Origin of the sequence: Lysinibacillus composti, assembly GCF_016908465.1 — a bacterium.
Taxonomy (GTDB): Bacteria; Bacillota; Bacilli; order Bacillales_A; family Planococcaceae; genus Ureibacillus; species Ureibacillus composti_A.
The window spans coordinates 107,525-127,631 of the sequence record NZ_JAFBDY010000002.1 but is presented as its reverse complement, the minus strand read 5'-3'; the positions used below and the strand labels follow the sequence as shown (position 1 = coordinate 127,631).

Sequence of the window (20,107 nt, the reverse complement as noted above, 5' to 3'; positions counted from 1 at the left end):
CCTCCTATTCACTCATTTGGCACAATTACTTCTAATAAAATGCGATCATTTGCTAAATCAATTTCTTTTGCTTTTACCGTTGAGTTTGAAGAAATATGTAAATTTGATAAATCCACAAAAATTTCCTCATTATTTGGTCGAACGGTGATCCATGAAGGGAATGCAATAGCATCGTCCATCAATTTTAACACAGTTGTTGGAGGAATATTCAATTTCCCAACGTTTACAGAAGTCTGTTTTAACCTTATATTACCATCTTCATTAACAATTGGATCAAAATTCATCTGTATGGGAACAGAAACGCCAAAAACGATGAGTTCGCTGTATAACTCAATTTGTTCATTTACAACGAATTCTACTGGTAATGGTGACGAATTAAGTTCTTCATCTAAATATTTCATCGCGATTTTTTCAAAATCCTTAGCTGTAGTTTCTACGAGTAAGACGCTACTACTTCCATTAGCACTCATCTCTTTAGGAACCGTTTCAGGAACTTTTTCTGTTGGTGAAGTCGCCCAAACAACGATGAGAATGACGAATGAAATGAGTGCTCCTGCAAGTACAAAAAAGGCGACTTTCCAAATGTTCATTGCAATCACTCCTTTAATCTGAAAATAATTAAATTCCTTATTATGTATACTATTTTTACAACTAACAATCTTTCACTGTTAGGTTTTCACTCATACCGGATAAGTATTACACTATATTGAGTTCGTGTTGAAAAATCATAATATAGTTCTAAATATAATTCACTGTATTTAGGTATATTCTAACAATAAATCAAAATAGTGTAAGGTTAAAGCATGCAAGGGATGAGCACGGGCTTGGACATGGTTTAATGTCACAATACTCGCGTTTGACTCCTTGTACCACTTCCTTAAAGGTTGTCCTACTAAATTTTTGGGTAATTTGCGCGGCTTACTGTGGTAGGCCGCGCTTACTAGGAAAGGCTAACACCCAATCAATCAGAATCTAATGACTCCTCCTCAGGCTTCACTTCCAAGTGACATTCATTCATTTTAGAAAGAATCCGTTCCGTAATCAGTGTATAGCCATTGCCATTTGGATGGAAAAAATCACTATGATAGACCATTATTGTATTTTCATCAAATAAGTCTTGCACATTGACAAAGCAGGCATTCGTGTTTTCCTCTGATATTTCAAAAATAGCCTGATTCCATTCTGTAACTATGGCTTCAAGTTCAGGTATATCTCCTGTGAATTTTGTTATTGGATTATACAACCCAATTAAAATAATCGGAACATTCTTGTTTCGCAATCGAATTTCTCTAATTATTTCATCATAGCGTTCTTTAAATTCAATCAGCTCGTTATCAAAAGTCTCTTTCTTTAAGTCAAAGAGATCTTTTTTAACGATTTTCATTAAATCATTTCCACCAATAGTAATTGTAATAAGCTCAGCATTCTTTAGCTCTATATCGTAATGTCCCTTTTTCAGTAAGGAAAGAAGCTGATCACTCCTTCTTCCTCTTTTCCCTCGATTGTCTAATGTGATTTTAGATTCTAATGTCCATTGCTCAATTTTCTCCACCAATCGTTTAGTATAACCCTTTTTATTTTCTTCATCCCCAACACCTTTTGTCAATGAATCACCCAGCGCAAGATAATAGATTGGAGATTCATCTTCATGTAAAGGTTGATCTTGCAGCAAATCCGTTTCTACGTCGACAATATCAAATTGTATCTCTTCTACTTTTTGAGGGATGACCACGTCTGATTGCGGAGGTAGTGCAAAGAATGGCTCGACTTCTACGTCTTGTGATTGTATAGGTATTGTTTTTTGTTCGGTTTTCATTACTTGATGCTCTTTCTCTCTTTCGCTAATTAGCATTTGAGAAAACAAAAGCAAAAGAACGCTGCAAATGAGTAGAAATACTCTTTTCATTTGCCTTCTCCTTCCCCTTATAACTTTCAAGGGGGTAATCTCAACCCCAACACACACATTTTAAAACTACTACAATTCTCTGTTCATCATGAAAGATATCAGATTCAATCATCTGATTAATCATAAGGACGAAATAAACAAACCAACTGTTCCTCTAACATAAACATATACTTTCTATATAATATGAAATATATGTGAGAAATGAACTGCACATTCAAACAATTCAACGATATTTTACGTAACATAAAAAGTGTCGATTCCTTATGATTTCTAGGACTCGACACTTTTCCCTTTAGCCAAAATTTTGAACCCATTTGGAACTCAAAAATAAGCAAATTAATAATTAGACATTAAATAAAAAATAGTAATAGAGAAGATTACAAAGGTAAAAACAATTCCGACTGCAATAGAAACCAGATTTGACTTCCAAGTATATCCTTTCATATCCGTTAGTGAATTAGAACGGTCAACTTTTCTAAAGTGTAGAAGCATGCTAATATTTACCATAGCTAAAAGAATAATAAGTAGGATTCCAATAAAACCAAAATCGAACTGAAAGATATGATCATTAGTATCGCGATTCCAGTAGGATTGTAAAAACATTAATACACTTAATAATAATTGCCAAATATACCCTACTTTTCGTTGTTTATACCATTCTTTCCCCATTTTTTGTTTCTCATAGATTGCTATTTTCTCAAAGAGAGGAATAAATGATTTTGTAGAATCTCCCTTAATTAAACCAAAAACACCTTGAAATAGTGCAATTACTCCAATAATCAAAAAGAATTGGGAGAAGGTAATAGAGAATTTATTAATAATGATAAAAAAAGAGATCATAATAATTGTCATTAAGCCATTTATGATCGCGACTTGATTTAACCTTAGCTTCCGAAGTTCTGTAGAATCCAAATAATCCATCCTTTCTTTTCTGATTTAAATATTCGTGACCTTACATATGTATTTTCAGTTTTTCTTCTATGCATTGAATTAGTAATTTAAATCATATTTACTTAATTTACGAATTGTGAATGGTTTTGGTGTCATATTTTTGAATTTTTTTAATAAATCTTTTGAGAAATATCATGCTCGTTTGAACTGAAGTACTATTTAAAATAAAATCAATTATGTACATTTCCATTTTGTCTAACCAGGAGCTAATATTAAGCAGAATGAAATAAAGTTTGAATTGGAGAAAAACAATTTGAAGAATAACTTAAATAAACGAAAAGAAACAGAGCTTAACAACGAACAATATGTTGAAGAGCTAAGGAAGATTTATTCACAGTATATCGATCCGGATTATGCCGAATGGTCGAAAAATTACATGAGAAATCAGTTTGACTTTTTAGGAATACGAACTCCGATTCGCCGAAAGATTACAAAACAGTATTTTAAGGAATATGGAGTTCCAACAAAAGAAAATCTTCAAAAAGTTATTTTTGAATTATGGGATCTTCCAGAACGGGAGTATCAAAAAGCTGCACTAGATCTACTAGAGGTGGTAAAGAAAACACTTTCCGTTGAAGATATGTCCTGGTTAACAACGTTAATAGTGAAAAAATCTTGGTGGGATACAGTAGATGTGCTTTCCCCACATATCGCCGGATATATGTTCAAGGCATATCCAGAACTTATTCCTCAATACGCAGATCAGTGGATTTTGAATGAAAACATTTGGCTACAAAGAGCTGCGATTTTATATCAACTTTTCTTTAAGAAGAGCACCGACGAGAAGCGTTTGTTTCAATACATCCTTGCTCGAGCGGATAGTAAGGAATTCTTTGTTCAAAAAGCAATTGGATGGGTATTGCGAGAATATGCTAAAACAAACCCCTCTATCATAAAAGAATTTGTCACCTCATCCAATTTACAACCACTCAGCAAACGAGAGGCATTAAAAAATCTATAATGTGAATAAATCAGTGGGGAGAATTACAAATCTCCACTGTGTTTTTTGCTCGCCATATTTTGAGTTACTTTAGTTTTTCTAAAATTAAATAGTCCTTAGTTTTAAAAATCATGATTGAATTATTATTTGCAAACTCTAGTAAATCTGTATATACATGGTTAGGTTCGAAATCAAAAATCCGAATGTTAAATCCCTTTGTTACCTTTACAATCGCTCCCTTTTTCGCCCAGCCAACACGCGTAAATTTGATCTGTTTTATTTCATTAATTTCTATTTCCTTCTGATAAATTTGAAATATAAATAATTGGATGCGATAGGTTAATTTTTTTTCGTAAATTGTAAATTTAAATCGAAAACAAACCGTAAGTATCGTAAAAGTAAAAACAACGATTTGTATGTACAAATATTTTTCATCATACCCGTCTAACTTAATATTACTTATCGTTAATAACAATACCATTACTAAAAAGTACAAATACCCTTGTTGAGTTTTCCCTTGATAATCCAGTCTCATCAACTCCTAAAATTCGCAAAGGCTATAGAATAATACAAATAACTTCCAGAATCATTTTTTCTATTTAACTACGATTCTAATCTAATAAAAAGAGCGGAACTAATTATCTTTAAAAGGTTACAAGTTCGTTCCCTTTCAAAAACTATTAAAACTACAAATCATCTAATGCTCGCACTTCTCCACTTGTTGCATTCACCCCGTAGTGACAATCTAATTTTCCACATAAAACATAATGCTTTCGGTTTAAGTCATAAACATAGAAAGGTCTTAGTTCAAAGAATTGTTTCAGTTTTTGATAGGCTTGATCTTTTGAGATTGTTATTAGCGGAGGTTCTTGGAAGTTGTCAAAGACATTCAACAACAGTTTGCTATCCATATAATTCACAACTTGTAGGCTCGTTCCATCAATCATCACCTTAATTTTACGTTGAAATAAACGATTGTTTTGTTTATTTTCTTTAAGTGTGACGTGAATATACCCTTTATCACGATATAGAAAGTTTAATATCCAATTTCCAGATTCATTCGGATACTCCATTCTTAGAAGATTCTTAACAGCCATCATACATTTTTCTTGATCTACCTTTGTAATTGGGAACGAATCAGGAGAAGGTTCACATGAAAATGCTTGTTCCGCTGTAAGTTCTTCTACCCAACGAATCTTTTTCCTTTTAAACGGTTTATTAATTGGTTCATCCCAATAGATTGTTTGATTGATTTTTAAAAACTGGCTTTTATCTGCAAAAGCCTCAAATTTTATTGTTGTTTCTCCATCATTTGTAACAAAAATCTCTTCCATCGCATATATATAGATAATTTTCTTCTGGTCATATAAATGAGATTCAATCAACTTCAATTGTTCTTTTTTCAAATCTCCTAATCGATCAAGGGTAAGTGTAAATTTTCCTTCTTTAATTAGATTTTTTGACGGAAATTGACCATGTATGGAAAACAAAGTGAGCTTCCCATCTGCGTTAAACTTGACATCAATATAACCAGACGGTGATACAGAAACACCATCCACACATGCCATAAAGTAAAATTCACCTTCATTTTCTTTGTGTATATTAAATTGCGTGCCAAACTGTAATCCTGTTTCATTTTCTACCCATTTAATGACGTCATCCTTATTATTGCTAAACTTAACTCCATCTATTGCAAAGGACTTACCCATTACAAAAATGGCACTTTTAATTTTACGACTTGTTATGTCTAACTCAATACTTGCAGTACCTTCTGGATTGGAACCATCTTCTTCTAGTACTGCATGATTAGGGAACCATTCCATGGATAACGTATAAACCGTTTCGTTGAAGAAATTAATGCTTCGATAAAACTGATAATCTTGTAAATAATAGTTGTTTAATCCAAACTTTTTCTTTGCAAACTCAACTAATTCATTTATTCTTACATCTATTGGGTATGACCTCACTTAAATCATCACTTCTCCTTTAGATAAGTTTCACTATTTATCTACGAAATACTAGTGTGTTTGGTCTCATTTATTTTAACTGTTCGCAAAAAAACTTTTCCACTCATCATTAAATCGCTGTACTTATACATCTTAATTTTCTTATTAACAAAAAAGTGCCAACTCCTCTATTAGGATGCTGACACATTTATATTTATTGAATTGTTAGAAAAATTAAAATTTAACTTCTCACTATTCCGCAAAGTATATAAATCCAATTGCCCCACGACCAGTATGAGTACTAATAATAGGTGAAGTAAATTTAATTTCTACGTCTTTAAACCCTGTTGATTCAATGAGTCCAATTAAAGAGTTACCCATCGTATTTAAGCCATCTGCATGAGAAAGACCCACAGCCTTAACCTGTTTACCTGCTGTATCTTCCTGGAATTGGTTAAATAAATAATTGATTACTTGTTTGTAGCTTCTTGCTTTTGAAACCGGTGTATATTCACCATTTTCTAACGATGCGATTGGTTTAATATTTAATAGAGAACCGATCATTCCCTTACCTTTACCAATACGACCACCTTTGATTAAATTCTCTAATGTATCAACGACAACGAATAAATTTGTATTGTCTCTTACAACCTCAAGGCGCTTTACAATTTCTTCTACACTCGCCCCATCTTTACGTAAACGAATAGCTTCACGAATTTGAATAGCTAATCCAATTGCAATAAAGCGAGAATCAATGACTGTTACATCAGAATCTGACATACTTGCTGCTTGTCTAGCAGATTCATATGTTCCACTCATTCCACCTGTCATATGTATGGAAATAATTCTGTCACCATTTTTTCCAAGCTCATCGTATAATTCTTTAAATTTCCCAGTTGCTGGTTGAGAACTTTTAGGTAGATTTTTAGAGTTTTTCATTAATTCTAGAAAAGTATCAGGTTGTACATCAACACCATCTACAAAAGTTTCTCCATCAATTTGAATTGTTAACGGAACTACATGAATGTCATTAGCGATAATTTCATCTTTTGACAAGTCAGATGTTGAATCAGTAACTATATGTATTCGACTCACAACGACACATCCTTTATTAGCATTAGGCCAATTATAAGTAGTTTTTCCACTAGTTGTAAAGATGACAAATGTAATCTCATTACTTAATAAAAGCTGATATGACGCTACTCTCGTATGTTAAAGTAGCTTCAAAACATATGACAAATGATAATGGGCATAATGATCTTATCGTAGTAAGGTAAGTATAAGGAAAAGCGGAGCTACTTGGTTTTAAGCGTCCTAAAAAAAACTGAAAAAAAGCAGATTAAACACGATTAGCATAGTTTAGACTTAAGGAGTGAAATAATTATGCAACAAGAAAATGCCTTTGATTATAAAAATTTAAAAGAAGAACTTTGGAATGCTATTACACATGGATTTGGTTTATTTTTAAGTATTCCAACCTGTGTGATTCTCATAATTTTAGCTGTTCAATCTGAGAGCGCAGTCCAAATCGTATCGTATTCCATATTTGGCGCTTCCCTAGTATTACTTTTTTTAATGTCTACGTTATTACATAGTATGCCCGAAAAATATAAGAAATTTTTCTCAATTTTAGATCATTCTTCAATATACGTTCTTATTGCTGGTACCTATACCCCTTTTTTATTAATTGCCATTAAAGGCGTTTTAGGGATTGTATTATTATGTATCGTTTGGGGAATTGCACTGTTTGGCATAGTTTTCAAATGCCTCTTTATACATCGCTTCGAAACATTTTCCCTACTATTATATATTGCGATGGGATGGATGATTGTTTTTGCAATAAAACCATTGTATGAGTTGTTACAGTTTGAGGGTTTCACAGTTTTATTAGCTGGTGGATTGTTATTTACATTTGGATCGATTTTTTATGCTTGGAGAAAGATTCCATATAACCATGCAATCTGGCATTTGTTCGTGATTGGTGGCTGTGCATGTATGGTAGTTTGTATAGCGTTTTATTTATAAATTTGAATAAACAGGAGATGTCCTTTTGAAAGAACATCTCCTGTTTTTTGTCATTTTAACTATTAATTTATTATTGTTCCGAAAGTTTATCTACTTCTGGAAGCTCAACAGGTTGTGGTTGTTTTTCTATTACTTGATTTACAATTGGCTCTTTAGTATTTTGTTCCTGAGATCCTTTTTCAACATTCACGACTGTTTGATTAGCACCTAATTTCGATACATTCGTCATTAAGTCAGTTAAATTAAGACCAGTTGTCGCCTGTAGCACTTCTTGAACTGCTGTCACGTTTTTTGTTACTTGTGTTGGCAGTGCATTTAATCCTTCACCATTGCCCATGTCAATAATCTTTACATCATCAATATTGGATAATGGGCGTGCAATTGCTTCGGCAAATTGAGGTAATACATTCAGAATCATTTCAAGTTTACCAGCTTCACCTAGTAGATTTAATGCTTCTGCTTTCTCACGTAATGCTGTCGCTTCGGCAGTACCAATTAATGTAATACTTTTCGCTTTTGCTTTCCCTTTTTCTTCTTCTGCTTTTGCTTCAGCAAGTCCGATTGCTTCAATTTCTGTCGCTCTTGCTTTTGCTTCTTCTGTTTTACGTGTCGATTCTGCCTTTGCTTTTGTTTCTGTAACTTTACGTTCTGTTTCTATTTGGATTTGCTTAATTCTTGCCTGTGTTTCTTCTTCAATTTGTTTACGTTGCGCTTCGATTTCCGCTTGCGCCTTGTCTTCAGCTTTTTTAATCTCTAATTCTTGCAAACGCAAATCATTTCTAGCTTTGTCTACACTTAGTTTACGTTGGTTCTCGTCTAATTCATTAGCTAATCTAGTTTCTGTTAATGCTTTATTTAGTTTCTCTTTTTCTAAATCATAAGCTAAGTCAGAGTTCGCACGAGCAGTATCTTCTACCTTTTTGTTTTCTGCTTCTGTTAGTTTTAACTGCTTCTCTAATTCTGATTTTTCTTTGTTAGCATCAACTTGTTTACGTTTTTGTTCTAAGTCATTCGCTAACTTATGGTTTTCAATATTTCTATTCGCGTCAGATTGAGCTTTTTCAGCTAGCTCTCGGGAAGTTTCAATTGTTGCTCGGCCTAAGTTACTGATATATCCATTTTTCTCAACGTCACGTAGTTCACTTAAACCGATTGAGTCAATTTTCATACCTAAAGCTGCAATTTCTGGTTCTGCTAATGTCTTAACTGCATTTTTAAATGTTTCTTTATCAGAATATAACTTATCAATCTTTGTTTCTGTAATTACTGCGCGGAAGTTATCTTCTAAAATATTCGTTAAAATTTGTTTTCGCTGTGAAGGCTCAATGGCACCTAATTTTTCAGCAAAACGAATAATTGATTCGTTGTCTTCTCCAACAGAAATTGTTGCTGTTCCTTCTGCTTCAACTTGTATTTCTCCACCAGCATGAGCAGTTGTATTAATTTTAATTTGAATAACGTTCAGTTCAATTTTTTCAACTACTTGGAAGCGTCTACGTCTATGACCTCCGCGAGCAACTTTTACCATTTTTCCATTAGGATTTCCTTTTTCGTCCATTCCCACATAAATCGAACTATCCTTTTCGGGATCTCCTAATTTTGGGCCTGTAACAATTAATACCTCTGTTGGTTTTGCCTTAATTTGCAGTCTTTGAGTGATGACAAAATACACACCATACCCAATACCACCTAATACTACTAGTACTACCAAGAAGACTAGTAGGGAAGCCATACTTAAAATTTCCATTCACTTATTCCCCCTAATGTGAGTTCTTTTTATTTAAAGTTATCGAAAATAACTTATAAACACGTTTACCATTATTTTGAACTTTTGACTTTGTTGACTTATATACGAATAAAGTTTACATAGGTTTCATTTTTTTACAAAAAAAGAGAATGGATCAAACCATTCTCTTGGGTTGTGCGTATTATTTTTGGTTTTTTAGACTTGGCGTAATTTCAGGCTGGATATACTCTTGATTTAAAAGTAATCTTCCATCCTTTAACATGGCTGGTTTCTTATTTACTCGATCAAAAATTAAGTATTCATAAGTAAACCCCTCATTTGTGTGAATTGGGTCTTGCTGAGAAACGAGTTCCCATTCTTTATCATCATATTCTGGAAAATATGTATCCCCAGGAAACTCATGATTGATGTACGTTATATAAAGGCGGTCTGCAAGATCAAGACTCATTCTAAAAATTTGTTCGCCCCCAATAATCATAACTTCCTGCTCATTTCCAACCAAATCTAATGCTTCCTCTAAACTTGGAACGATTTCAATGCCTTCAGCCTCATAGTCAGTATTTCGAGTAATGACGATATTTCTTCTCCCAGGTAGAGGACGACCGATAGACTCAAAGGTTTTGCGCCCCATGATCATGGGCTTTCCCATTGTTTTTTCTTTAAAATATTGTAATTCTCCAGGTAAATGCCAAGGCATGCCTTTTTTATATCCAATGACACGATTTTTGTCATGTGCAACTATTAAAGAAATCATCCCATCTCTCCTAAAAATCATTGTTTACATATAGTATACAATGTTCAAACAAAATTAATCGACAATTCTAGTAAATCTTTCAATACGATGCTTAAATTATCTTTTTGAGACTTGTGAAGCATCGTTTATTTTTTGTTTGAATTCATTTACGGTTTGGTGGATGTTAGCACTTTCACAAATCGCAGAAATGACTGCTACTCCATCAGCTCCGGCCTCAATTGATTCATGACAGTTCAAGGATGAGATTCCACCAATAGCAACAATAGGTAACGAAGGATATTTCTTTGAAGCTTGTTGTAAAAATCTTGTACCAGCAGGTTCTTTTGCATCTGCCTTAGATTTAGTTTTGTAAATTGGACCTACCCCGATATAATCTGCTTTATTACGGATTGCTACTTCCAATTCATCTAGGTTATGCACCGAAACACCAAGGATTTTATTGCCCACAAGTTTTCTAGTTTCTGCAACAGCCATATCGTCTTGACCAACATGAACACCATCTGCCTCAAGTTTCAAAGCTAACTCAATGTCATCGTTAACAATAAAGGGAACATTATATTTTCTACAAAGTGCTTGGCATTCACGAGCAAACTCTTCATATTGCAATCCTTTTAAAGCAGAACTTCCTTTTTCTCGAAATTGAAAAAATGTTACTCCAGCTTGTAGAGCTAACTCTAATACATTTAAGGGATTCGCATTTTTCACATTCGAAGTTCCCATGATAAAATACAATTCTAATTGTTTACGATTCATGTACAACCACCTCAAAGCTTTTTTTCATTTGATTATAAGCAAAATGATTAGTTGGTCCATGCCCGTGACCGATATTGAGTGGATGTTCAATGGCTAATTGAATAAATTTCTTCGCTTCAATAATTGCTTCTTTTAATGTTTTCCCCTGACCTAAAAATGCTGTAATTGCCGCAGAAAATGTACATCCAGTACCATGAGTTTGGGTCGTGTTCACACGATTCGATTGAATTGCAAAATATGAACCATCCTTAAAGTAAACGTGATCAATTGCTTCCTTACCTGATAAGTGTCCGCCTTTCATGACAACTGATTCAACACCTAATGATAAGATTTTCTCTGCTGCTTTTTCAATTTCATTCACTGAATGAATAGACATTCCGGTAATTACTTCTGCTTCTGGAATATTTGGTGTAAGAACAGTTGCAAGAGGTAATAATTGTGACTTTAAAGCATCGACTGCTTCTGATTGCAGTAAATTTGCCCCACCTTTTGCAATCATAACAGGATCAACGACTAGCTGTACGTCCTTTTCTTTTAACGTATCTGAAACAGTTTCTATTATAGTTGGTGAAAATAACATTCCTGTTTTTACCGCTTTTACGGCCAAATCTTGAAAAACCACTTCAATTTGTTGCTTCACGAAATCGGGTGTTGTAGGAAAAATTCCTTCTACCCCTAATGTGTTTTGTGCTGTAAGAGCAGTAATCACTGATGTTCCAAAAACGCCAAGTTCCTGGAACGTTTTTAAATCTGCTTGGATTCCAGCTCCCCCACCACTATCGGAACCGGCAATCGTCATGACAATATTCAATACTCTTCACCTCGAGACAATACATGAATGGCATTCAAAACCCCGACTTGGAATGAACCAAGTAAATCTTGTTCAGAAGCTTTTGTCGCGACATCCTTATAGTTTTGCATGACCTCTTGAAGGAGTTCTATTGAGTTTCCATCAATGGTTAATGCAGCAGCGCAGATTGCACTTAATAAACAGCCAGTCCCCGTCACTTGTGTCATCAATTCATTGCCACCAGTTGAATAAAGAACTGTTTCACCATTTGTAATAACGTCAGTTGGACCCGTAACAATAACTAGACTGTTATATTTGTTAGCAACTTCTTTTGCTACTTCTGCTACTTCCATATCACCATCACCAGAGTCAACACCTTTTGAGTGCCATTCAACTTCTGCAATGGTTGCAAGCTCACCAGCATTGCAGCGGATTAAACTAAAGGTTACAGTATCTAGTAATTCCTTGACTGTTTCCTTTCGAAAGGCTGATACGCCCACACCTACAGGATCTAATACAACGGGTATTCCTCGTTCGTTTGCTTTTTTACCAGCAACAAGCATCGCATTTCTTGAACGAGCATGAATCGTTCCTATGTTTATAAGTAAAGCATCCACTACCGATACAACATCATTCATTTCTTCAACTTCGTCTGCCATAATTGGTGAAGCACCAGTTGCCAGCAACCCATTCGCCGTAAAATTAGTCACGACATTATTCGTAATACAATGAACAAGAGGATTTCTTCTTCGAATATTATACAAACTCATATTGCTCAACCTCCTTTTGCCAATTTTCTAACGTCCAAGGCATTTCCCAAAATTTCCATTCGTAATAGCAACTTTTTTCAAAATGTCTTTTAAATATAAGAGTTTTTTCAGGCTGTTTTTCTGCAAAACGGTTCATCATTGTTTTTTGGTGTTCAATTGACTTTTTAAATTCTGGATCACTGTAAAGTGCAATCCATTCTTCATACAACTTAATTCCCGGTTTTGCATCTTGATATTTTTCACCAATCTCTTGATATAACCAAGGACATGGGAACATGGCCGCAAAAGCTTCTCCAACGTCACCATTATGTGCAGCATTGTACATATGGCTAACGTAATTGTAAGCCGCTGGAGCTGGATCGAAATTTTCTACTTCTTCATCAGTTACATCTAATTCTTTAAATACCGTTCGATGTAATTCTAATTCTGCTTCATTAATGAACTTTGCACTCTTAAGGAAATACATAATATCTTCGTTTGTTTGTGCTTTAGATGCAGCAATAGACAATATCTTTGTATAATGTTTTAAATAATAAGCATCTTGCATCATATAGTATTTAAATTTTTCAACTGGTAGTGTCCCATCCACGATCCCTTTAACAAATGGATGATTGAAACTACCCTCCCAATATAAATCTGTCTCTTTTCTAACCTCATCACAAAAACTCATACTTATCCTCCTTCTAGTGAACGTATGTGCACTGCTTATAAATTTGTTTGTCCTACTACTTTCAAAATAAAAAGTCCCGAAGATTTAAAAGACTTAGGGACTAATTTAGTAAACATTGCTCCCTACGTCAGCTTGATTGTTCTGGTCTAAAGGGTCAGGATTTACCTTTGGAGGTGGAATTGTCACGGTCCTCCAGCAATTAAAATATTTAGATGTAGGTGAGGTTGTAATAAACGTCAATCGATTGACATTCATCAATTGCTTTAAACAAAAATGTTCTTAGCAAATAAAAAAGCCCTCCATAACGGAGAGCTAAAAGTACAAATAGTAAAATAATACACACTTTAGTTTGTACTTTGCTCCCTACAATCGTATTAACGAACAGGTTCTAAGGGTCAGGTTTTACCTTCTCAACGCGTAATCTGCGTCCCCCTGCAAATATCTTAATCTATTTTATGGTAACACAAGAGTTCCAAGCTGTCACTCATACTTTGAAACTATTCAGAATTATTGTTATAAGGCTAAATAATACACCATGATGCCATTATTATTAATTTAATAGATTATGTTAAAGAAGTACAACACACTAGACGTATGTTGTACTTCTTTTATTAAGGCTTTAAAACAAATTTAATACTATTGTCAACATTATCATGGAACATTTGATATGCATCACTGGCTTGGTCGAGTGGCATACGATGAGTAATAATATCCGTTGGGTCAAGTTCACCTTTCGCAATCATATCGTATAATTTTGGCATGTAGTGAATTACTGGTGCTTGTCCCATTTTTAATGTAAGGTTTCGTTCAAACATATTACCTAATGGAAACATATTGTATTTCGCACCATATACGCCTGTTAATTGAATTGTACCAAATTTACGGGCAGCTTTGATGGCGATTTGGATGGCGCTTAATGTCCCACCTTGTAATTTTAATTTTTGCTCCACTTTTTCCATAATGCTTAGCTTGCCATCCATCCCAACACAATCAATGACAACATCCACGCCACCTTTTGTGATTTCACGTATTTGCATTCCTACATCTTCAAACTCATCTAAGTTAAAGATTTCTACTTTATTTGTTTTTACCGCATGTTCGAGACGATAGTTTAATGCATCTACAACTATGACTCGACTTGCGCCTTTCATCCATGCGAATTTTTGTACCATTAACCCGACAGGACCAGATCCTAATACTAAAACGGTATCACCTTTCTTAACTCCAGCATTTTCAACACTCCAATAAGCCGTTGGAATGACATCCGAAATAAAAAGCAAAGATTCGTCTTCTAATTCACATGAATCTGGCACTTTAAATGGCGCAAAATTACCGTATGGAACACGTAATAATTCCGCTTGACCTCCTGGATAGTTACCGTATCGTTCTGTATAGCCTAAATAACCCGCAGCATCTACTTCCGGGTAATCATTTGAATTATCACATTGACTTTCCATATCGTGTGTACAGTAATGACACTCACCACAGGAAACGTTAAATGGGATAATGACTCGGTCTCCCTTTTTTACTCTCGTCACTTCTGGACCCACTTCTTCCACAATCCCCATTGGTTCATGCCCGATGATAAAACCTTTTGTTGTTGGCATACTTCCTCTGTAAATGTGTAAATCTGATCCACATATTGCTGTTGTGGTAATTCGAACAACAATATCGTCTGGTTTTTCAATTTTAGCATCCGGTACTTCTTTTACTTCTACATCTTTAATCCCTTGATAAGTAACAGCCTTCATGCAAATCCCTCCAAATGATCATCTCATTTGATATTTTCTCCAATTCAAAAGAAATTCACACATAGTAACTTAAAGAAGAAATGCGTAGTTAAATTCAAAATTTATTTATAATTAAGATGCGTGCATATTTTTATTTTTAAATAAAAGTGTCGGATAATATGTAATTTGTTTTTTATAAGTTATTTTGTAACTTTTTGCTTACATAAAAGAAATCAAGCTAACTCAAAATAATTATTGAAAGGAGTTGCTTTTATGACAAACCATGATCAATTTGAACTTTTTGTAAGTAGCAATAATAAGAAACAAGAAAAGGAACAAATTTCTAACGTGACACATTTAGCAAAGCGTAGACACCAAAATAACGAAGAGTTCGCGGCAGAGTTTAATGCGAAACATGAACCAATAAATCAAAATACGATGAAAAATTTGCTTAAAGATCAAATGGACGGAGAATAAACGTTAGGCAATAGAATCCCAAACCATATATTTTGGGATTCTAACTTTTTAGAACTCCAAAAACATCTTGCTTCTTTATTTGTTCAGGAATTGAAGAAAAGGGACTCGATCGTCTTTATATACAAAGTATAAAACATGTGTTTGTTTCTTAAGATTGTTTGCCCAAACTTAGCTTTCTCCATATTTCCCCTCTTTTGTTTTCTAATTTAAACATGATAAATTCCTTTTATGTGTTTGAAAATATAGTCATCCCAATTTATAACTGCAACAATTTTGTTACAATTTCCGAAATAAATAAATTCCTAGAATGTAAAGTTTATTTTTTAAAATGAAAACTACCAATTCTGCCATACATTTGTGCAAAATGACGTCACGAATTCATCAAATTGACTGATTGGTATACGACAATTTGACTGAATGGAATACGTCAATTTGACTATATGCATTCCCTCAAAATGACGGGAGCAATACCAATAGATTACACATTAGAATACAATAAAGAGAATATATCAAAGAAAATTAAAATGTTTTGAAAAAGTTTTCAAAAACATGTCTCTTTTTTATCTCCTAATCACTATATAAGGGGTAAGTAAAAAAAGTGAATATCTCGAAATTCGAGATATTCACTAGAAAACTTATTATACCGCAATCGGTGCTTTAATTGTTGGATGTGGATCGTATCCTTCAATAGATAAATCCTCTAATTCAACATCGAAAATTGACTTCTTATCTGGATTAATTTTTAAAATTGGTAATTCTTTCGGTTCACGTGAAAGTTGTTCATTTACTTGATCTACATGATTTAAGTAAATATGAGTGTCACCAAAACTATGAACAAATTCTCCTACCTCTAAACCACATTCATGTGCAATGAGGTGGGTTAATAAGGCGTAGGATGCGATGTTGAAGGGCACACCTAAAAATACGTCAGCTGACATTATTGTTTTATACGAAACCTTACAATAAGTTTCGACCCATATTACTATGGGGATCAGACTATATCATGACCCTTAGCTTCACCTATTAGGGTCCTCTCCTTTTCCACCTGTTAAGTGTACTCTACTCGCTTCTTTACTAGGGTTTCTCACCTAGCTATGCTTTCGATAGTCGTTCGGCATTTATTGTGAATCAGATAACGGTATCCTTTGTATTTTGGATTTGTTGATTTAATTTGATGTAGATTGTTGCTGGTACTACACCTAATTTTCTGGATGCTTCTGTTAATATATAGAAACACAAATTTAGCACGGGATTACCTCATAGAGGGTTCCCCGTTTAGAAGAGTTATTCGACATGTATTACTACATGAAGGCGCTCACGCCGAACGCTGATATAATTGACAAGATAGTTTTCCGTCTGCTACGAAAAATTGGAATAATGAGTGACATGGTGGTAATGCCATATCATCAACTTCAGCAGGGTTCCAAGCAGATACAATAAGTCGACGGGAATCTGGGTTCTTCTTAATTTGCTCAATCACTTTTTTCAATTGATCAATTGTTTCCCCTTTTTCGGTTGGCCAAGAACGCCACTGTTTTCCATAAACAGGACCTAAATCACCATAGTTTTTCGCAAATTCTTCATCTGTTAATATTTTCTCTGTAAAAAGGTTCATTTGTTCTTGTAACACATTTGCGAAAGCTTCATCACTGGCTGCACGTAGTCCAAAGTCAGTCATATCTGGTCCATTATATTCATCGGATTTTACCCATTTTCCGAATGCCCACTCATCCCAAATGTGGTTATTATTTTGTAATAAGTAACGGATATTCGTGTCACCTTTAATAAACCATAAAAGTTCACTTGCAACTAATTTAAATGGAATTCTTTTTGTTGTTAGTAATGGAAAGCCTTTCGATAAATCAAAACGCATTTGATATCCAAACACACTAATTGTCCCTGTACCAGTACGATCTTCCTTTTTCACACCATAATTTAAAATATGCTGTAATAGATTTAAATACGTTTCATCTGCATGTTGTTGCATGTACTCACTCCTTACTGTTCTATAGTATCACCAATCTAATCTGGCTTCTACATATCATATAAAAAAGAGCTTACCCTTTTCGATAAGCCCCTTCAAAATAAAAATCATTATTTAAATGGATATAGTTCTTTCTGCCATTTTCTTTAACATGATAAAGTGCTAAATCTGCTTGATTAATACAATGAAGTATTTGACTTTCATTCATAATTTTTTCAGAATAAGCACCTATACTTACTGTAATGAATGAGTCTACATGAGAGACTCGATGATTTATTGCCAAATTTCTGACTTCTTTAATCACTGTTTGACATAATGAATCAGCTACTTCTTTTGTTTGATTTACCATCAATATTACAAATTCTTCTCCACCCCATCTTGAAGCAAAGCAACCATACTCATCTGCAATATTAGAAAGTACTTTTCCTAACCGCTCTAATACAATGTCCCCCTCAAGATGTCCATATGTATCGTTATATAATTTAAAACAATCTACATCAATCATGATAGCTGACAGATGAATTGGTTCTTCGGTTACTTTGTTCTTTATTTCCTTAAGATAATCATTAAAAGCGCGTCGATTAAACAATTTCGTAAGTGGATCAAGGGAAGCCTGTAATTCCAACTGTCGATTTGCTTCTCTTAATTTTTTCGTTAACTCCCTCGTTATTTCAGCTTCTCTTAGTAAGTTTGTTTGCAGTTGCAATGATCGATTATATGAATAAAAGTGAGATTTAGAGATATAATATGAAATTGGTAATAACGTCAATAAATAGATTACTTGATGTTTAAATTCAGGATTATACCCTCCTAAAATAAATAATCCAATAATTAAAACTGTTATCGAAATAATTAAAGATACAACTAACTGTTTTAAATGCAAAAGTAAAAAAGAACTACAAGTTAATACTAATAAAGTATAAATCATTAATTGATTATATAATTCTCGATCTAGAAGCGATACAAACGCACCAATCAAAATGAGTATAGTTACATAACCATTTATAAACTTTTCTATTTTTCCAATATTTGATTTAGTAACTTTAAATCTTAAAATCTTAAGTATATACATAACAGCTAAATTAAAAAGAATAATTAGAAAATTAAAATCAAAATAAAAAGTAAATGGTTCATTTGCGTTCAAAGGTGGGAAGGTTGAAAGTATTTCATTAAAAATATACATAATCACAATAACAATAGTAGAAACTTTGCAGATTAATGCTATTTTTTGCAAATTATGTTTAGCTATTTCTAATCTTTTACAATCTCGCTCTTCAATCATAGCTTTTCATCCCACTTTCTAATAAAACCGAGTCAAAAATTTATCTATTCTATTAATTAATATTAATACTAATTGAAATCTATAACTATATTATCATGGTTTGGTAAAATATTCATGTGAATTGTGGGGTTTTATTACAATTGAATTATGATTAAAGACTCAAACAATATCAGGATAATAAATAGGAGTTATAGACTATTTATCATCTAATTGTAACTCATCAATCTTGAATTTTTTTATTTTTTGAACGACATTATGAGGTATAAGTGGTAAATCGTATTAAAACTGTTAGCTTTAAAATAGAAAAAACACTCGTTTTTGAACGAGTGTTTAAGATAACCATTTTGGTGGCGTATTCTTTGACCAATAAATATCGCCTATATGATGATGCGCAAGAAATTGATCTTCTTTTGTATGGTAGTGAAAATTATAATAATAACCTTCTTGTGGTCGATTTTCAGTTCTTACATGAAAGCGAATTAAGTCTTGCCTTTTGTCCCCATCTTTTATATGGAAGATTTTCTCTGAGTATTCTCCACTTGGATTCTCAGTTACGATTAAGGTACGAATTGATTGATGATCTAAGTTAGACAAAGTCATTGTAATTGCTTCTTCCATTTTTGGATAAATACGAGATTCAAATTCTTCTCCAATGACAGGTGAAATACGTGAACCAAATTTTATGTATGATTGTTCTTTTGCTGCAAATAATAAATTGTCGACAGATTCTTCTACGGATTGCTGTTCTACATGGGAGTCAACCTCATGCTGCTCAATATTTGATATTTCATTATATCCCGAACTAGTTCTGTCGGAAGGTTGTCCATTATCTAATAAGTCCCAAATTTCATGATTTGGAGTAATTATACCAAAGGTTAAAAGGGCTACTGTTATGACTAATAATTTTTGAAACCACTTCTTCAAAGTTAATCACCTTCCATTAAACGACAATTTAGTCAAGATGCTTTATAATATATACGAATTACCAATTAAAAGGTTTCATCTTTTTTTAATTCATTGTACAATATTAATGGAATTATGTCGTTTGTTTTTTATAAAGGAGGTATGCATGATGGCTTCAATTTCAATTGGTATTGGTCTTTTATTATGGTTAATATATTTAACTTCATTATGCTTTACTGCTAGAAGCTAATTTAGTTTCTGCCTCTAAATTGGACAAGGGGTGACCGTAATTACGGCCACCCCTTTAGCTAACTTTATAGGTAACATATAAATAAATTTCAAGCTATAACATTAAATATCTAGCCTGAAGTGATTGTCTTCTCGTCTAAACGAAAGTCAAATTAGTATCGACCCGATCATCCGGGGAAATTATCATTAAGAAGTAAACCACTTCTTTGAACCGCGGTAATATTCCACTA

General features: G+C 33.5%; 17 protein-coding genes, 3 pseudogenes and 1 riboswitch. Of the genes and pseudogenes, 3 read left to right on the top strand and 17 right to left on the bottom strand.

Annotation, left to right across the window (positions count from 1 at the left end; translation table 11 throughout):
- Positions 1 to 8: 8 nt before the first annotated feature.
- The 3 genes from JOD29_RS04575 to JOD29_RS04565 all read right to left on the bottom strand — a co-directional run bounded on the left by JOD29_RS04575 (position 9) and on the right by JOD29_RS04565 (position 2,818).
- Positions 9 to 590 (bottom strand): YpmS family protein, encoded by a 582-nt coding sequence (locus JOD29_RS04575; RefSeq protein WP_124762946.1) that lies wholly within the window; start codon positions 588 to 590, stop codon positions 9 to 11.
- A gap of 371 nt (positions 591 to 961) precedes the next feature.
- Positions 962 to 1,906 carry a GDSL-type esterase/lipase family protein gene (locus JOD29_RS04570; protein WP_124762948.1) on the bottom strand — a complete coding sequence of 315 codons (945 nt, stop codon included), beginning with the start codon at positions 1,904 to 1,906 and terminating at the stop codon, positions 962 to 964.
- A gap of 336 nt (positions 1,907 to 2,242) precedes the next feature.
- Positions 2,243 to 2,818, bottom strand: coding sequence for a hypothetical protein (locus JOD29_RS04565; protein ID WP_124762950.1), 576 nt, complete (start codon positions 2,816 to 2,818; stop codon positions 2,243 to 2,245).
- A 292-nt stretch (positions 2,819 to 3,110) separates the two neighbouring features.
- Between JOD29_RS04565 and JOD29_RS04560 the strand changes: the two genes are divergently transcribed.
- Entirely contained in the window at positions 3,111 to 3,818 is a 708-nt protein-coding gene (locus JOD29_RS04560; RefSeq protein WP_239585560.1) for a DNA alkylation repair protein, read from the top strand.
- A gap of 64 nt (positions 3,819 to 3,882) precedes the next feature.
- On the opposite strand, the gene JOD29_RS04555 is transcribed toward JOD29_RS04560, so the two are convergent.
- From JOD29_RS04555 to JOD29_RS04545, 3 genes are all read right to left on the bottom strand, one after another.
- On the bottom strand, positions 3,883 to 4,332 hold the full coding sequence (locus JOD29_RS04555; RefSeq protein WP_124762952.1) for a hypothetical protein: 450 nt from the start codon (positions 4,330 to 4,332) through the stop codon (positions 3,883 to 3,885).
- A gap of 151 nt (positions 4,333 to 4,483) precedes the next feature.
- Positions 4,484 to 5,764, bottom strand: a complete 1,281-nt coding sequence (locus JOD29_RS04550; RefSeq protein WP_240033585.1) for a hypothetical protein — start codon at positions 5,762 to 5,764, stop codon at positions 4,484 to 4,486.
- Positions 5,765 to 5,995: 231 nt separating this feature from the next.
- Complete coding sequence (locus JOD29_RS04545; RefSeq protein WP_124762954.1) at positions 5,996 to 6,838, bottom strand: DegV family protein; 843 nt, start codon at positions 6,836 to 6,838, stop codon at positions 5,996 to 5,998.
- A 288-nt stretch (positions 6,839 to 7,126) separates the two neighbouring features.
- On the opposite strand from JOD29_RS04545, the gene trhA reads away from it, so the two are divergent.
- The gene (gene trhA / locus JOD29_RS04540; RefSeq protein ID WP_124762956.1) at positions 7,127 to 7,768 is read left to right on the top strand and encodes a PAQR family membrane homeostasis protein TrhA; all 642 of its coding nucleotides are present in this window, start codon (positions 7,127 to 7,129) and stop codon (positions 7,766 to 7,768) included.
- Positions 7,769 to 7,838: 70 nt separating this feature from the next.
- Here the strand turns inward: trhA and JOD29_RS04535 are convergent, their stop codons facing one another.
- The 7 genes and pseudogenes from JOD29_RS04535 to JOD29_RS04505 form a co-directional block, all read right to left on the bottom strand.
- Complete coding sequence (locus tag JOD29_RS04535) at positions 7,839 to 9,515, bottom strand: flotillin domain-containing protein (protein WP_124762958.1); 1,677 nt, start codon at positions 9,513 to 9,515, stop codon at positions 7,839 to 7,841.
- Positions 9,516 to 9,795: 280 nt separating this feature from the next.
- Positions 9,796 to 10,269: pseudogene (locus JOD29_RS04530) on the bottom strand (dihydrofolate reductase); the annotation flags it as partial.
- Positions 10,270 to 10,365: 96 nt separating this feature from the next.
- Positions 10,366 to 11,022, bottom strand: a complete 657-nt coding sequence (gene thiE / locus JOD29_RS04525; RefSeq protein WP_124762962.1) for a thiamine phosphate synthase — start codon at positions 11,020 to 11,022, stop codon at positions 10,366 to 10,368.
- Entirely contained in the window at positions 11,012 to 11,833 is an 822-nt protein-coding gene (gene thiD, locus JOD29_RS04520; RefSeq protein WP_192894186.1) for a bifunctional hydroxymethylpyrimidine kinase/phosphomethylpyrimidine kinase, read from the bottom strand. Before thiD ends, thiE begins: the two co-directional genes overlap by 11 nt.
- Entirely contained in the window at positions 11,830 to 12,582 is a 753-nt protein-coding gene (gene thiM, locus JOD29_RS04515; RefSeq protein ID WP_124762964.1) for a hydroxyethylthiazole kinase, read from the bottom strand. Before thiM ends, thiD begins: the two co-directional genes overlap by 4 nt.
- Positions 12,569 to 13,252, bottom strand: coding sequence for a thiaminase II (gene tenA / locus JOD29_RS04510; protein WP_124762966.1), 684 nt, complete (start codon positions 13,250 to 13,252; stop codon positions 12,569 to 12,571). Before tenA ends, thiM begins: the two co-directional genes overlap by 14 nt.
- 343 nt (positions 13,253 to 13,595) lie before the next feature.
- Positions 13,596 to 13,696: riboswitch (TPP riboswitch) on the bottom strand.
- Positions 13,697 to 13,863: 167 nt separating this feature from the next.
- Positions 13,864 to 15,003 (bottom strand): zinc-dependent alcohol dehydrogenase, encoded by a 1,140-nt coding sequence (locus JOD29_RS04505; RefSeq protein ID WP_124762968.1) that lies wholly within the window; start codon positions 15,001 to 15,003, stop codon positions 13,864 to 13,866.
- A gap of 252 nt (positions 15,004 to 15,255) precedes the next feature.
- Between JOD29_RS04505 and JOD29_RS04500 the strand changes: the two genes are divergently transcribed.
- Positions 15,256 to 15,459: a hypothetical protein gene (locus JOD29_RS04500; protein WP_124762970.1), complete on the top strand. Its 204-nt coding sequence runs from the start codon at positions 15,256 to 15,258 to the stop codon at positions 15,457 to 15,459.
- Positions 15,460 to 16,097: 638 nt separating this feature from the next.
- Here the strand turns inward: JOD29_RS04500 and thyA are convergent.
- The 4 genes and pseudogenes from thyA to JOD29_RS04480 form a co-directional block, all read right to left on the bottom strand.
- Positions 16,098 to 16,394 (bottom strand): annotated as a pseudogene (thyA, locus tag JOD29_RS04495) (thymidylate synthase); the annotation flags it as partial.
- 386 nt (positions 16,395 to 16,780) lie between these two features.
- Positions 16,781 to 17,446 (bottom strand): annotated as a pseudogene (locus JOD29_RS04490) (thymidylate synthase); the annotation flags it as partial.
- 70 nt (positions 17,447 to 17,516) lie between these two features.
- Complete coding sequence (locus JOD29_RS04485; protein ID WP_124762972.1) at positions 17,517 to 18,725, bottom strand: GGDEF domain-containing protein; 1,209 nt, start codon at positions 18,723 to 18,725, stop codon at positions 17,517 to 17,519.
- Between the two features lie 330 nt (positions 18,726 to 19,055).
- Positions 19,056 to 19,649 (bottom strand): YpjP family protein, encoded by a 594-nt coding sequence (locus tag JOD29_RS04480; protein WP_124762974.1) that lies wholly within the window; start codon positions 19,647 to 19,649, stop codon positions 19,056 to 19,058.
- Between the last annotated feature and the right edge of the window lie 458 nt (positions 19,650 to 20,107).